The organism is Vibrio sp. 1167 (assembly GCF_033340375.1).
Classification (GTDB): Bacteria; Pseudomonadota; Gammaproteobacteria; order Enterobacterales; family Vibrionaceae; genus Vibrio; species Vibrio alginolyticus.
In genome coordinates, this window is sequence record NZ_JAWOWK010000005.1 from 339,764 (window position 1) to 354,681 (window position 14,918).

Genomic DNA, 14,918 nt, shown 5'->3' on the forward strand with positions numbered 1-14,918 from the left:
TCGTTTATCCTAAGCCATTCATTAATAATGCGGATTATTTTTGTCGACAAGAGAAACGAATCAGTACCGATACTGTACCAAACATCCCACCAAGCAATATACCTAGTACACAAATCAGTGCGCGTTTTGGCCCATCTTTCAACTCTGGTACCACTGCAGGGTCTACTACCTTGAAGATAAATTCTTCTTGTACTTCTGCAAGCATTAAGCTTTTGGTTTGCTCTTCAATCAGCTTATAAAACGTGCTTTGCATGTCAGCAACAGCGGTTTTTTGTAGCTGAGTGTTTAGGTAAGCTAGGTTCTGTGAAGTTTCTGCAATTGTGCGTTCACGCATCACTTTGTTGATGTCTTCAATTAACCAATTGACCCATTGCTGAGCAATATAAGGTGAGTAGCTTTTGACTGATAGCGTGTATAAGCCGCTCTCTTTGTCTTGGCTAACGCTCAACACTTCTTTATTGAATACTTGAAAAGCTTCTTGCGCTGTTGGTGTTGCACCACGCAGACCATTAGGTTCACGCAGCCATTCACCTGTGTTTGGGTTATAAAGCTCTTCATCTAAGATGAGTTTATTATCTGCTAAATCCCAATCCTTGGCTGCCATTAGTGGTACAAGCAAATCATGTTTGTTAATGAATGCTTCAACAAACTGGCGAGACTTCATTACCTGAACGGCTAAATCGGTTTGAGAAGACTCACCAGCACCAAGGTTAACGCCTGCTAGCGCCGCTAGTCCGCCAAGTTGACCTGCCATTTTTGAAAGGCCACCGCCACCTGAACTTTCAGCAGGAGCAAGCAACGCATCTGATTTGTAGATGTTTGGCAGGCTTAGTGCGTAAAGTACCGCGCCGACTGCAAAGACAAATGTGGTTGCTATGATGATCCACTTACCTTTCCACAATGCGCCGAACAGTTCGCGCAAGTCGATTTCATCGTCACCATGGTGTGAGTTGGGCGGATATGGTAGGTAATTTGGGTTGGATTCTTTTTGTGGTTCCATTGGTCTTTAATCCTAAGCTCTGAGGTTCGTTATATTGGACTCAGAGATTGGTGAAGTTTGATAGATTGTTCTCCGACTTTCAAAACATAACCGCGCTGTGACAAGATTCCTAGTCTCGCTTCGGCTCGCTGGAATGACGGGCTACGGCTGAATAATGCCACTATTGGTGTTCAGAGTAGTATTTGCCGTTTTGATTAATAATATTCATAAAATTGAGCTTATGTAACTTCAATCGTTACATAAGCTCTTACTATGATTGTATTTCTAATCTTGTTTTAAGCTGATTGGAATGACCTTATCGTTCCTTACTTCAACGCATTGATCGCTACACCAGTTTGGTAAAGGATCTGCGTTACTGCAGTCCAGGTGCTCAATGCGTCACGGTAGTCAGTATCTATTGGTACAACAATGGTGTCGCCCGCTTTTAGCTCTTCATGATTGTTACCGAACCAGTAACCTGACGTTGGTTTGTATACTGAACCATCTGCGCGCACAACGAAGATACGATCTTCATCTGCTTGTTTTTTCGCACCGCCGGCTTTGTTCAAGTAATCATCCACATCTAGCTTGTTATCGAGTAGATATGTGATAGGAACTTGAACTTCGCCCATGATCGACACCGTGTTTCGGAAGGTCGGTACAAATAGGAAGTCACCATCTTCTAACATAAAGTCCGCAGAACGCTCGTCTTTGAGGATACGATTAAGCTGTACTACCATACGACCAAGAGCTTTGCTACGACTTGCCTCTTCAACAAACTTCAGTGTTTTGTCCGGATCTGAGATTACTGAACCCATATTACTATCAGCACGGAAGGTTTTCTTCGCTGTTTCTGCTCGCATATCTGCAGCGTATTGGTTTAGTAATTTTTGCTCTTGAAGGCGCAGAGCCTCACGCGTAAAGATAGCACCTTTCGGATGAGCAAATTCGGTTAGCCCCCCAGCACGTTCAAGTAATTCACCTAATGTTTCACCTTGGCGAACTGTATATGTACCAGGGAAGCGAACCTCACCTTGCAGTGTTACTGTGCTTTGTACCTTTACATCTGGTTTTTGCAGAATATTGAGCCTATCTCTACCCGCAATAAGCACATCACTGTTTACGTCACCTTGAATCGCTTTACGTAAGTCAATTCGCTCGATATCGATAGAAGCTCTTTCGTCAGAACTTCGAATAACTGTACGGGCAAGCTCTGCGTTAATTGTGAATGCGCCGTAGGTCAAACCGCCCGCAGCCTCAATCAAATCAGAAACTTTCATACGAGGTGTGATTGGGTATCGGCCTGGGTATTTTACTTCACCCGTTATTTCCGCAATCTGTGGAGCAAGCCCTAAACGTGATTGCTGTTGTAACTTAAGCAATACTGGAGCAAGCAACGTAGCTCGCGTATTTTGTTTCAGTTCTTTCAGTTGTTCTGCTGTAACAGGCTTTCCTTGCCACATCATTCGAACATCTTTGCCCGTAACATTGCTTGATGAGATTTCAAGATTTTGCTCTTTCTCTTCTTCTTGGGCTTGCTGTTGTGCTTGCTGTTGTGCTTGCTCTAAGCTTTTCGCCTTATCGTCGGTTTCAAGCAGTGAATCAACACTCTTATTACTCAAACGATTAAATACTAAAACTCGATCTCGCGAGTTTAGCTTCAAGTTGTCAGTGCTAGTTGGAGAAAGAATCGCGTTAGCAAGGTTAACTTGGTAAACCTCGATATCGCGTTGTGGATTAATTTCACGTACAACGACAGCGTAGTTGATATCGGCTGTAGAATTGAAAGATGTATCAACCGATTGGAATAAATCTGCAATTCGCAGACCACTCTTCCACTCAATAAAGCCCGGATGGCGCACATCGCCTTCAATTTGCACATAACGGGTTAGGTCTTCACTCTTCTTCAGTACATTAACAGCATCACCATCTTTGACTTTGGTCTGCTGATCGTGTGACTGACTAAAGTTCAGCGTTAATGCATCGCGCGCACCTTTCGCTGCGTAACGTTTGACTTCAATTTGATCGCTATAAGCGTTAGCAGTAAAGCCCCCTGCCATTTGAATCGCTTGCTTATAGGTTTCACCTGGTTTGATTTCGTAGATTGCGGGACGGTTTACTTCACCATCAATCGAAATCGTGTTACCCAATGCACCGATGAAGACCACATCACCTGGTAATAAGCGGATATCATTGCGAGCATCACCTTTAAGTAACAGATCGTACATATCCAGTTTACGAATTACCTGACCATTACGCTTAAGTTGCACGTTACGCAGGGCACCACTCTCACTAAAGCCACCACTGTAGTAAATCGCTTGAGAGATTGTGGTTAGTGCACTAACTGTGTAAGCCCCTGGTTTGTACGCATCACCCATAACAAAAACTTGCATGGTGCGCATTTCACCTAACGAAATGTCGCTGCGCACACCAATCATTTGCTCTTTTACTCGCTGGTTTAGAGAATCACGCACATCAGAGAATGTCATGCCGGCCACTTGAACAGGACCAAGGGAAGGGAAGTTGATGATGCCTGCACGATTAACACGAAGACGATGCGTTGTGTTTTCTTTACCAAAAAGTTGGATAACGATTTCATCACCAGCTCCTACCGTGTAGTCAGCCGGAACAGGTACGTCACTGATTGGTGCAAATGTCGTAGGTGAACCCGCAAATAAATCTAGACCAAAGCGCTTTAGACCTTGCTCACCTTTTTCTGAGTCTTCTGAGTCGTTAGCTTTTGCCTCAACAGTACTACTAGCAGCCGGGCGTTGCTCAATCACTTGAGGGTTTTGATAACTACTTGGCTGAGAAGAAGCGCCGGAAGGAATAGAGATACCATACTTACTCGCCAATGCTTGTTGCTGGTCAGCTGGCAAGTTCTGAAACATTTGAATTTGTTCTGGGGTTGGAGTCTGCGCATTAGTAAGCGGCGCAAATAGGCTTGCTAGAATGCAAGCACCTATCGAGAAATATCCTTTGAGCATGATAATTCGCTATTTAAAGTCAGGAGTTAAAAATCCTAGCCACAAAACTAGGCGCTAGGTCTTTAATTAAAATCGGTGTTGAAAGCCAAGAGTAAGTGCGTTCAAGCGTGCCTGGTCTTCAGATGTGCTATCAACAAACTCAAAAACAACTGCATTCTGCTTGTCCAAAGCATAATGCATACCTAAGCCAAAGCTAAAGCCTTGGTCTTTATTAGGGCCTACATTTTGTTGGTCGATCTGGACACTAGAATAACCGGCAAGTCCGTAAAGTGCTACACGCTCGGAGACAGGCATATTCAACTTAATAAAACCACTCGCAAGACTATCTAGTGCAAGTCCGCTATCTCGTTGTACAGAAGTTCCGTAACGTGCTTCAAAAGCGAGGTAATCATTGAAGAAGTAACCAGCTTGCGCTTGAAGAAGGAAAGGGTTTCCCTCGGTTACTGGAGAAGAGGAATGATGAAATTCAGCGTTAGAGTAACTTACTAACGCACCAGCATAAAAATCTGCTGAGGCAGAAAATGAGCACAAGCCTAAGCTGATTGCACTCAACGCCCCTAGCCATGGTCGTTTATTAATCACGTAAGTGTTCCTTGGGTGTCGACTGACCGCTGCACATTATGAACGACGCGCGCAGTGAATGTCTGTTAACTTTTGTCAATTTCGCTTGTGCGTTTACACGCTACCGCCCGGCGGCATTACGCGTTAGCCACTGTTCGCTGATTCCCGATTCATTCGGTTTATTGATATAAATATTCTTTTTAAGCCTCACTTTTGCGACTAACCGTTCAAAAAAAACAATCTTTTATAAACGCAACACAAAAGCTGGCAAATTATGCATGTATTAGCGCAAAACGGCAAGGGGGCAAAAACGTCTCAGATTTCCGTTTATGGTTCGTAAATTCTCACAAATGAGAAAAACACTGGCTGCCAGCCTCTTAAAACAGAACACCATTACGGATGCATTGAGTAAAAAATGTGAACGTTTGCGTAAATTCAGAGGTGACCGGAAATAACGCAGTCGAAGACGCATTTTGATTCAGTACAAATATCAAACCTAAGCAGCTCTCTCTTCTCAATTCTCAATTCTCAGTCTTGCAACAATTTTTCTTTAACGTTAGGCAAATTCACATAGGAAACTGTTTACATGCTGATTGTTTTTTAACTAAAATGAACGATGGTATGTTCTAAACAGACCAAACATCGATGTTTTAAAATCTGAAATACAAGGATTAATAATGAAGAACACAGCTCTAGCTATTCTTATGGCTCTAAGCGCATCAACTGCATTTGCAGCTGAAGAAGCAGGTTCTGCTGGTGCAGCATCTGCGTCTGCAACTGGTACAACTGCAGTAGCGGTAGGTGCAGCAGCAGCAGTAACTGTAGTAGCGGTTGCAGCGTCAGACAGCGATTCAACGTCTACTTCTACTTCTACTTCTACTTCTACTTCAGTAACTAAATAATTTTTTAGTTTTGTAGATATTGAAACAATCGCCCTGATCTATTCAGGGCGATTTTATTTGTAATGAGGGAATGATGAACACTCTTCTATCGCAAAAATGGATGCGCTTACTTATTGTCCTACCATTACTGAGCTCAATCTTTGGCTGTACACAAAAATTCAATGACGTATCCGCTACCGTCCAAGAAGCTTATGGTAACTACATCGATGTTGAACTAACGCCAGAAGAAATTGAAGCAGTTCCTTATGCCAGTGCTTACTTAAAAATTGGTAACCAAAAACAGGTTTTTGTAGTGTTAGCTTTCGCCGAACCAAATCCATTAACCGGCAATACACAACTAAAGTGGGTCAGTGCAGACAAAGCAATGGTAGTAACAGAGAACGGACATATTGTTAAAACCATTGGTTTACAAACCACCAATCTAGCGGGTATTTATGGCAACGTTCCTGCCTACTCAGCGCTCTCTGTGCAATATTCTCTTTCTTACGATTGGGCTGACAAATACCGTTATGGGTTCCCGGCTAAAGTCCAACGTTCTCGTCAAGGTAAAGAAACCGTCATAACCCCTATTTCATCTACCTCTACTGATGTTTATACCGAGGTTGTAACGTTTACCAGCTTAGAAAAAAGTGTAGAGAACCAATACTGGGTAAACGGTAAAGGTGAAGTAGTGAAAACACGTCAACACTTAGGTCCAAACATGGTGCCTGTTGAATTGACGATTCTGAAAGGGTACAGCAAATCATGAATAAGCGACTGCTATCTTTATTAAACCTAAGTTTAACGGCAACGATTCTGGCGACACCGACTACCGTTCAAGCTCAAAATCACACCTCACCACCGCTCAATATAGAACTTGTCGGAACGGGCAAAGCATTGCAATTCCAACACGCGGCACGTTTAGAGAGCGTACTTAAGCATGCACAAGAACAACAAATCGCCCTGCAATACCCTTTAGCTGTGACTCTATTTGATAATTCCGAATCAGCAGTGCAAAGAAGTACTGCCTTAAAGAACTCGGTGTTAAACCAAATGATTCAACATAATTTAGTTGCGCACCCATTTTATAAGTTTATCCAGCATAGCCAGTTTGCACCTCGCGTGCTGTCGGCCATTGATGTTGATCACATCCGTCTGGGTAAATTTGATAACCCTCTTTTACAAGGTCAACTTGCGTTAAGTGCACCAAAACGTGAAGAAAAAGTGTTGTATGTAGGTAACTTGGAAAAAGTTTACGCAGTAGAAAACCAAACGGGTATCGCTCTGCATGAACAGGTCGATAATCTACGTTCAGGTGATATTGGTGAGCTCGCCTATCCGCCAATTCTAATTTACCCGGATGGCAAGGTTATTCATCCTCACCATGGCAGTTGGTTAACCACTCAATATTACTTGCCGCCACTTACCATTGTGTATATCCCATTTGATGAGTTCGAAAAATCACAAATGGATAAAGACATTGTCGCTCTGCTTGCACAACGTAAACCAACCTCATCGAAGAACTAGACATGAACCTGATCAGAACCAGTTTATCCCTTTCTTTAATGGGTCCAGCGTTGGTGTGGGCTCAAGACATACCTTTTGAAGTGCCGCCATTGCAACCATCACAAATGGACTTTGGTGGTGTCGGCTTAATGCAGATGCCAACAGGTCGTATGGCGCCTGAAGGCGAGTTTAACTTTGCTGTTACTGGCAGCGATGAGTACCTTTTCTATAACGTCACACTGCAAGTCATGCCCTGGTTAGAAACGACGATTCGCTACACCATGGTGAATGATCTTTTCTATAGTAGCGATCCAAGCTTCTCAGGTGATACCAAATACACTGACAAAGGCATCGATTTTAAAGTTCGACTTTTGCAAGAGTCAGAGTACTTGCCTGAGCTTTCTGTGGGTGTGCGTGACTTTGCAGGTACCGGTCTTTTTGATGGTGAGTTTGTTGCTGCGACAAAGCGTTACTCTAACCCAAACCTTGGTACCTTTGATTTCACTTTAGGTATGGGCTGGGGCTACTTAGGTACGCGCGACAACATCAGCAACCCAGCTTGTAAGCTGTCCGATAGTTTCTGTGAACGCCCTTCAGACTTTAAAGGTAATGGCGGTAGTGTTGATTTTGAACGCTGGTTCAAAGGTCCTGCTGCACTCTTTGGTGGTGTCGAGTATCAAACTTTACATGCACCACTGCGATTTAAGCTTGAATACGACAGCAACGATTACAGCGAAGATTTCCCAGTGGTACGTGGTGGTGTAGACATGACACCTCATACGCCTTGGAACTTTGGTGTTCTATATCGTTTAGGACACATGGCAGATTTGCGCTTGAGCTACGAGCGCGGAGATACGTTAGTTGCTGGCGTTAGTCTTTACACTAACTTCAATGATATGCCATCTTTCTGGCGTGATACACCAACACCAGAAGTTGAAGACAAGCAACCAGAACAACTGTCTGATGTAGATTGGGAACGTGTTACCGAGGAGCTGGATAAAATTGCTGGCTACCAAAATACCCAACTCTATGTTGAAGATAATACCGTTTCGGTTGTTGGCGAGCAGAAAAAGTATCGTGATCGCAAAGAAGCTCATGAAAAAGCGGCGGCGGTCCTTTATAACGAAATGCCAGACAACATTGATACCTTTACTATCAATGAACGCAGTCGTGGTCTGATCGGCGATCAAACGGTTATCTCCAAAGAGAAATACCGTGACTTTGCAGAAGTTAACTACATCAATCCAAATATCGAAGATGCAACATCAACCTCGAGCGATAAACCGCAAGGTAAACCTGCTTACGATGGTTTTGAGCGCTTTGATTGGGGCTTCTCACCAAAACTGGCTCAGACCTTGGGCAACCCAGAAGAGTTCTATCTGTTCAGTGTCGGTTTAAGTGGTAGCGCGTCTTACTGGCTGACAGATAACCTAGAAATTGGTGGCTCGCTATACTGGGATTGGTACAACAACTACGACAAGTTTAACTACGTCACCCCACCAGACGGCACTTCGATTCCTCGTGTACGTACCATGTTCCGTGCTTATCAAAATGAACACGCGGTAACCATGTCCAACCTACAGTTAACTTGGTTCCAAGAGTATTCAGATACCATGGACCAGCAATTCTACGCGGGCTATCTGGAGAGCATGTTTGCCGGAGTCGGTACCGAGTTTCTTTACCGACCACAAGGAGCTAACTGGGCGATTGGCGCTGACGTCAACTTAATTTCTCAACGTGATCCACAAAGTTACTTCGGTGTTTACGATGAGAAATGGCAAAATGTGCCAGAATATGGACGTCCGTTCCAAGTTGTAGATAAAGGCTTTACTGGTTTTGTGTCGGGTTATTACTACCCTCAATGGGATTTCCTACAAGATTTGATGATTCAAGTTGATGTTGGTCAGTTCCTAGCGGGTGATATCGGTACACAAGTGAATGTATCTAAACAGTTCAAGAGTGGTGTCATTGCAGGTGCATTCGCATCAATCAGTGATTTGTCGGCTGACGAATTCGGTGAAGGTAGCTTTACTAAAGGCTTCTACATTTCGATTCCATTCGACATCATGACCGTTAAGCCAAGCAACAACCGTGCGTTCTTTAGCTGGCAACCATTGACTCGCGATGGTGGTCAGAAGCTAGGTCGTAAGTACAGCTTGATTGAGCTGACGGATGAGCGTAATCCTTGGTATCAACGCCCAAATACGTCAAACGCTAAATAACAGCCTACTTGAGGGAGCTTCGGCTCCCTTTTGTTTATTCCTCCCCCAAGTGCTCTATACCTTTCCTTTTCCTTCCAATAGCGCTAATTTCTGTTTCTTGCTAGAATTCCTGAGAAAATTTTAATCTATGGTGGAAGTCTTATGATCATCGTAACTGGTGGTGCTGGCATGATCGGCAGCAACATTGTTAAAGCACTGAACGAAGCAGGTATTAACGATATTCTGGTTGTCGACAACCTAAAAAATGGCAAGAAGTTTAAAAACTTAGTTGATCTTGATATCACAGATTACATGGATCGCGATGACTTCCTTACTCAAATCATGGCAGGTGACGACTTCGGTCCTATCGAAGCCATCTTCCATGAGGGTGCTTGCTCTGCAACGACTGAGTGGGATGGTAAGTACATGATGCTTAACAATTACGAGTACTCTAAAGAGCTGCTTCATTACTGTTTAGATCGCGAGATTCCATTCCTATACGCCTCTTCCGCAGCCACTTACGGCGATACCGATACTTTCGTTGAAGAACGCGAATACGAAGGCGCACTGAATGTATACGGTTACTCGAAACAGCAGTTTGATAACTACGTTCGTCGCCTATGGCAAGACGCTGAAGAACATGGTGAGACCCTTTCTCAAATCACCGGCTTCCGCTACTTCAATGTATATGGCCCACGTGAAGACCACAAAGGTAGCATGGCTTCAGTTGCGTTCCACCTAAACAACCAACTTAACGCAGGTGAAAATCCTAAATTGTTCGCGGGCAGCGAATCATTCAAACGCGACTTCGTTTACGTTGGTGATGTATGCAAAGTAAACCTGTGGTTCTTAGAAAACGGCGTATCAGGCATTTTTAACTGTGGTACTGGCCGTGCTGAATCTTTTGAAGAGGTAGCAAAAGCAGTTATCAAGCATCATGGCAAAGGCCAAATTGAAACCATCCCATTCCCTGAGCACCTAAAAGGCGCTTACCAAGAATTCACACAAGCGGATCTGACCAAACTGCGCACCGCAGGTTGTGATGTTAAATTCAAGACAGTTGCAGAAGGCGTTGCCGAATACTTAACTATCCAAAACAGTTAAGCACCACAAGGTGGTAGAACCATAACCTACCACCTTTACTCAAGTGCAATTGCCTGTATCATTCCTAACTATCTTTTTCTCATTTAAACCACTTCGCCCGTACACGAATAGGTAACTAGACACGCCATGACCATAAAACGTGATGACTTCGATCCTAAAGCATATAACCCTGAGTTTAAGCGCCACTTTCTGTCGCCTAAGTACTGGGGCACGTGGTTAGGTGTTATCTTATTTTTACCATTATCATTAATGCCACTGGGTTTACAAAAGTGGTTGGCGAAAATCATAGCCAAAAAACTGTCTAAATCCCACAAAGGTCCAGCTCATCGAGCGAGGGTTAACTTTGAGCTGTGTTTTCCGGAAAAGTCGTTCCAAGAACGTGAGGTTTTGATAGAAAAAACGCTCTACACAGCGGCCATGTTCTTTTTTCGCTTCGGGTTACTAAGTTTACGCTCACCAAAATGGCTTCAGAACCGTTGCCAAATTCGCGGCCTAGACATTTTACGACAGCACATTGACAACAAAGAAAATGTGATTTTAATGGTTCCCCACTCTTGGGCAATTGATGTTCCTGCTATTTTGCTGGCTTCAATGGGGATGCCGGTTTCTGCAATGGCGAAGAAACAAAAGAATGATGTTGGTGACTGGCTGATGCAAAAGCAAAGAGTTCAATATGGTGGTCGTGTTTATGAACGCTCAGGTGGCATTAAGCCTTTTCTGAAATCCATTCGAGATGGCTATGTAGGGTATTATCTACCCGATCAAGATCACGGCCCAGAGCATAGTGTGTTTGTAGATTTTTTTGCAACACGTAAAGCAACGCTACCTGGTTTAGGCAAAATTGCAAAACTATCACGCTCAAAAGTACTGCCTCTATTTGCGTCGATGAACACTGAAGATGGTACGTTTGATATTGAGATTTTACCGGCGTTTGAGTTGGATAAAGGCGAAGAGCAAGACGCTCGTACCTGTAATGAAGCCATTGAATATTTTGTCAGAGATAAACCAGAACAATATATGTGGGTACTGCAGTTACTGCACTCTCAAGAAGACGGCAATAACTATTACAACCTGTTCAAACCGAGATACAACACTGACTGGCAAATAAGCAAATGAAAAAAATCTTAATTATTGGCCCTTCTTGGGTTGGCGATATGGTAATGTCGCAATCGTTATATGTCGTATTAAAGCAACGCCATCTAGATAGCCAAATTGACGTGATCGCTCCAGGATGGTGTAAACCGATTCTTGAGCGTATGCCAGAAATCCACCAAGCGATTGAAATGCCTATCGGTCATGGTGAGTTTAACTTATTAGGCCGCAGGGAAATTGGTAAATCATTACGTGAAAAGCAATATGACCACGCCTATATCTTGCCTAAATCAGCGAAATCAGCACTGATCCCATGGTTTGCCAACATTCCTCTCCGTACTGGCTGGAAAGGAGAAATGCGCTATGGTTTATTGAATGACTTACGCCCTAACATGAAGTCTTTTCAGTACATGGTAGAGCGCTATGTAGCGTTAGCTTATCCAAAAGCAGAAATGGTGGATTCTAACTCTCTTGGCGGGCTTGAAACCTTACCTCGCCCACGCCTTGCAATCAACGAAGCAGAGCAACAAGCCACGATCAAAAAGTTCAACTTAACGCAAGACCAACCAATCATTGGACTGTGCCCAGGAGCAGAGTTTGGTCCCGCCAAAAAATGGCCCGAAACACACTACGCTGAAGTTGCGACGCAAATGGCTCGATCTGGGCATCAAATTTGGTTGTTTGGTTCTCAAAAAGACTTAGAGACTTGTAACAATATCCGCGCACTTGTTCCGACGCAATTCCATGAGGACATTCACGTTCTAGCAGGCCAAACCAGCTTAATTGAAGCGGTCGACCTACTTGCGGCATGTAAGACTGTTGTCGCGAATGACTCCGGCTTAATGCATGTGGCGGCTGCAGTTGGTTGTAATGTTGTTGCCGTATATGGTTCAACATCACCGAAGTACACCCCCCCACTCGCAGAAAAAGTGGAGATTGTTCATACCGATATTGATTGTCGCCCTTGTTTCCAGCGTGAATGTCAGTACAAACACCTTAAGTGCTTGACAGAACTTTCGCCTAAGCAAGTGCTAGATAGTATCCAAAAACTTGACGCCATTACGATAAGCTCATGTTAGTTCGTATTGTTTATACCTTACTACTCGCCCTAGCGTCACCGCTGCTTTTATTTGGTTTGTACAAGAGCAAACCAAATAAGCCTAAGTTCGGCTCTCGCTGGAAAGAGCACTTTGGCATAACCCCCAAGCTAAAAAGTAACGACAAACCTATTTGGATACATGCCGTATCTGTTGGTGAAAGCATAGCAGCGACACCTTTAATCAAAGCCCTTAAGGAACAAAACCCCGAGCAATCTATTCTAGTTACTACAACAACAAGTACCGGAGCTGAACAGATTGCTAAGTTGGGTGATTTAGTTGAACACCGCTATATGCCAATTGACTTTGGTTTTGCTATCAAAGGTTTTCTTAAAGCAGTACAACCAAAACAAATGTTGATCATCGAGACTGAGCTGTGGCCAAACACGCTTCACAATGTTTATAAAGCGGGTATCCCTATAACAGTCGTGAATGCGCGCCTATCTGAAAAATCGTGTCAGAACTACGCCAAAATACAGCGGCTTTTTAACCAGCTTCATCCATGCCTAACTCAAGTACTCTGCCAAACGGATTCAGATGCAGAGCGCTTCGAACGCTTAGGCGTTGAGAAAAAGAAACTATCCGTTACTGGCTCGATTAAGTTCGATATTCAAATATCAGAGCAAGTGAAACAGCAAGGACAGCAGCTTCGAGCCCAACTTGGAAACGATCGTCCGATTTGGATTGCAGCTAGCACCCACAAAGGCGAGGACGAACAGGTATTAGATGCACATAGACAAGTTTTAAAATCTCATCCAAATGCTTTACTCGTTTTGGTTCCTCGCCATCCAGAACGATTTGATGATGTCTTCACGCTTTGCCAACAGCAAGGCTTTAACACTGTGCGTCGTACTTCAACGCATGCAGTAGAGACGAATACTCAAGTATATCTCGGCGATACTATGGGTGAGATGCTAACGTTGATGGGCGCAGCGGACATCTGCTTTATGGGTGGAAGCCTAGTTGGAAATAAGGTCGGTGGGCATAATGTATTGGAGCCTGCTGCTTTGGGCGTCCCTATTATCAATGGTCCAAGCTTCTTTAACTTTCAAGAGATCGTCGATTCATTTGTTAAAGAGTGTGGATTAATCATTGTTAAAGACAGATCAACTCTCGCTAAAACCATCATTCAGTTAATTGAGATCCCTGAGAAACGTATTGCCTACCATACAGCAGCCAGTAAAATTGTTAATATGAATCAGGGTGCAATAAAAAATACTATCTTAGAAGTGCTTAATTAAAAAAGCGGTCAAAGGCCGCTTTTTACTAATGAGCTATAAACTTTGTAGCTTATTCATTGCTGCAAGCAAAATACGACTCTATTGCTCCAGCAACTGCATCAACTTTGTGCTCTTCCATTCCATACCAAAGTGGTAATCGAATAATTTTTTCACTCTCTTGCGTCGTGAAATTGTCTTCCCCTGAGAAACGACTGAATCGCTCACCAGCAGGTGCACTATGCAATGGAACATAATGGAACACACTAATAATCTCCTTTTGTTTCAGGAAATTAATAAGGTCTATTCTTTCTTCAATGTCCGCTACTTTTATATAGAACATGTGAGCGTTGTGTTGACATCCCTCAGGCATGCTTGGTAGTGCTATTTTGCCTTGTTGAGAAAGCTCAGAAAGCAGTTTGTAGTATCGATTCCAAGAGGCCAATCGGTTTTCATTGATTTTTTCAGCGACTTCCATCTGCCCCCATAAGTAAGCAGCTTGTAGCTCACTTGGTAGCAGGCTACTACCGAGATCGATCCAAGTATACTTATCAACCATTCCACGCTTAAACTTACTACGGTCAGTCCCTTTTTCACGTAAGATCTCAGAACGTTCAACAAATTTAGGATTATTAACGACGAGCAAGCCACCTTCCCCGCCACTTGTATAGTTTTTCGTATCGTGAAAACTGAATGCGCCAATATCACCAATCGTACCAAGAGGACGCCCTTTGTAGCTGGACATAACACCTTGAGCCGCATCTTCAATGACAAACAATTGATGCTTTTGTGCAATTGCCATGATCGTATCCATTTCACAAGCCACGCCAGCATAATGTACAGGTACAATTGCAACCGTTTTATCAGTAATTGCTTGCTCTATGAGCGTTTCATCGATATTCATTGTGTCTGGACGAATATCAACAAATACAATTTTTGCCCCTCTCAGAACAAATGCGTTGGCTGTACTCACGAAGGTATAGCTTGGCATGATGACTTCATCACCCGGTTTAACATCAATAAGCAAAGCGGCCAGCTCTAAAGCATGAGTACAGGAAGGCGTCAATAGACTGCGTTCACAACCTAGGTGATTCTGAAACCATTCATGGCACTTTTTCGTAAACTCTCCATCACCACAAATGGAATGTTTTTGCATCACTTCTTGAATGTACTGGTCTTCGTTACCAGTGTATGGCTTGCGATTAAACTCAATCATCTATCTATCTTTAAAAAATGGGGGGAATTCTTAATACCAAAGCCCGCCTTATGTTATGGCAATTAGCTCTCTATCCA

The 14,918-nt window shown here is 43.5% G+C and carries 11 protein-coding genes and 2 pseudogenes; 8 read left to right on the top strand and 5 right to left on the bottom strand.

The window, feature by feature from the left end:
- Positions 1-34: 34 nt before the first annotated feature.
- From R7Z78_RS13605 to R7Z78_RS13615, 4 genes and pseudogenes are all read right to left on the bottom strand, one after another.
- Positions 35-1,000 carry a Wzz/FepE/Etk N-terminal domain-containing protein gene (locus R7Z78_RS13605; RefSeq protein ID WP_169644290.1) on the bottom strand — a complete coding sequence of 322 codons (966 nt, stop codon included), beginning with the start codon at positions 998-1,000 and terminating at the stop codon, positions 35-37.
- A 305-nt stretch (positions 1,001-1,305) separates the two neighbouring features.
- Positions 1,306-2,403: pseudogene (locus R7Z78_RS25035) on the bottom strand (SLBB domain-containing protein); the annotation flags it as partial.
- A gap of 107 nt (positions 2,404-2,510) precedes the next feature.
- Positions 2,511-3,966: pseudogene (locus R7Z78_RS25040) on the bottom strand (SLBB domain-containing protein); the annotation flags it as partial.
- 66 nt (positions 3,967-4,032) lie between these two features.
- The gene (locus tag R7Z78_RS13615; RefSeq protein ID WP_169644293.1) at positions 4,033-4,548 is read right to left on the bottom strand and encodes a porin family protein; all 516 of its coding nucleotides are present in this window, start codon (positions 4,546-4,548) and stop codon (positions 4,033-4,035) included.
- 656 nt (positions 4,549-5,204) lie between these two features.
- Between R7Z78_RS13615 and R7Z78_RS13620 the strand changes: the two genes are divergently transcribed.
- The 8 genes from R7Z78_RS13620 to waaA all read left to right on the top strand — a co-directional run bounded on the left by R7Z78_RS13620 (position 5,205) and on the right by waaA (position 13,649).
- A complete protein-coding gene (locus R7Z78_RS13620; RefSeq protein ID WP_136976555.1) occupies positions 5,205-5,429 on the top strand; it encodes a hypothetical protein in 225 nt (74 codons plus the stop codon).
- 73 nt (positions 5,430-5,502) lie between these two features.
- Positions 5,503-6,177: a YjbF family lipoprotein gene (locus R7Z78_RS13625; protein WP_169644357.1), complete on the top strand. Its 675-nt coding sequence runs from the start codon at positions 5,503-5,505 to the stop codon at positions 6,175-6,177.
- Positions 6,174-6,935 (top strand): capsule biosynthesis GfcC family protein, encoded by a 762-nt coding sequence (locus R7Z78_RS13630; protein WP_169644296.1) that lies wholly within the window; start codon positions 6,174-6,176, stop codon positions 6,933-6,935. The genes R7Z78_RS13625 and R7Z78_RS13630 overlap by 4 nt, the downstream gene beginning before the upstream one ends.
- Positions 6,936-6,937: 2 nt before the next feature.
- The gene (locus R7Z78_RS13635) at positions 6,938-9,136 is read left to right on the top strand and encodes a YjbH domain-containing protein (RefSeq protein WP_169644297.1); all 2,199 of its coding nucleotides are present in this window, start codon (positions 6,938-6,940) and stop codon (positions 9,134-9,136) included.
- A gap of 141 nt (positions 9,137-9,277) precedes the next feature.
- Positions 9,278-10,219 (top strand): ADP-glyceromanno-heptose 6-epimerase, encoded by a 942-nt coding sequence (gene rfaD / locus R7Z78_RS13640; RefSeq protein WP_169644298.1) that lies wholly within the window; start codon positions 9,278-9,280, stop codon positions 10,217-10,219.
- A gap of 126 nt (positions 10,220-10,345) precedes the next feature.
- Complete coding sequence (gene lpxM / locus R7Z78_RS13645) at positions 10,346-11,335, top strand: lauroyl-Kdo(2)-lipid IV(A) myristoyltransferase (protein WP_169644300.1); 990 nt, start codon at positions 10,346-10,348, stop codon at positions 11,333-11,335.
- The gene (gene waaF / locus R7Z78_RS13650) at positions 11,332-12,390 is read left to right on the top strand and encodes a lipopolysaccharide heptosyltransferase II (RefSeq protein ID WP_169644301.1); all 1,059 of its coding nucleotides are present in this window, start codon (positions 11,332-11,334) and stop codon (positions 12,388-12,390) included. Before lpxM ends, waaF begins: the two co-directional genes overlap by 4 nt.
- Complete coding sequence (gene waaA / locus R7Z78_RS13655; protein ID WP_169644302.1) at positions 12,384-13,649, top strand: lipid IV(A) 3-deoxy-D-manno-octulosonic acid transferase; 1,266 nt, start codon at positions 12,384-12,386, stop codon at positions 13,647-13,649. The genes waaF and waaA overlap by 7 nt, the downstream gene beginning before the upstream one ends.
- A gap of 49 nt (positions 13,650-13,698) precedes the next feature.
- Here waaA and rffA read toward each other — a convergent pair whose 3' ends face one another.
- Positions 13,699-14,841, bottom strand: coding sequence for a dTDP-4-amino-4,6-dideoxygalactose transaminase (rffA, locus tag R7Z78_RS13660; protein ID WP_169644303.1), 1,143 nt, complete (start codon positions 14,839-14,841; stop codon positions 13,699-13,701).
- Positions 14,842-14,918: the final 77 nt, after the last annotated feature.

What these genes read in the sequence shown, in the direction of transcription:
- lpxM (WP_169644300.1), top strand. Translation starts at nt 10,346, where the DNA reads ATGACCATAAAACGTGATGACTTCGATCCTAAAGCATATAACCCTGAG.
- R7Z78_RS13635 (WP_169644297.1), top strand. Translation starts at nt 6,938, where the DNA reads ATGAACCTGATCAGAACCAGTTTATCCCTTTCTTTAATGGGTCCAGCG.
- waaA (WP_169644302.1), top strand. Translation starts at nt 12,384, where the DNA reads ATGTTAGTTCGTATTGTTTATACCTTACTACTCGCCCTAGCGTCACCG.
- waaF (WP_169644301.1), top strand. Translation starts at nt 11,332, where the DNA reads ATGAAAAAAATCTTAATTATTGGCCCTTCTTGGGTTGGCGATATGGTA.
- rffA (WP_169644303.1), bottom strand. Translation starts at nt 14,841, where the DNA reads ATGATTGAGTTTAATCGCAAGCCATACACTGGTAACGAAGACCAGTAC.
- R7Z78_RS13605 (WP_169644290.1), bottom strand. Translation starts at nt 1,000, where the DNA reads ATGGAACCACAAAAAGAATCCAACCCAAATTACCTACCATATCCGCCC.
- rfaD (WP_169644298.1), top strand. Translation starts at nt 9,278, where the DNA reads ATGATCATCGTAACTGGTGGTGCTGGCATGATCGGCAGCAACATTGTT.
- R7Z78_RS13630 (WP_169644296.1), top strand. Translation starts at nt 6,174, where the DNA reads ATGAATAAGCGACTGCTATCTTTATTAAACCTAAGTTTAACGGCAACG.
- R7Z78_RS13625 (WP_169644357.1), top strand. Translation starts at nt 5,503, where the DNA reads ATGAACACTCTTCTATCGCAAAAATGGATGCGCTTACTTATTGTCCTA.
- R7Z78_RS13620 (WP_136976555.1), top strand. Translation starts at nt 5,205, where the DNA reads ATGAAGAACACAGCTCTAGCTATTCTTATGGCTCTAAGCGCATCAACT.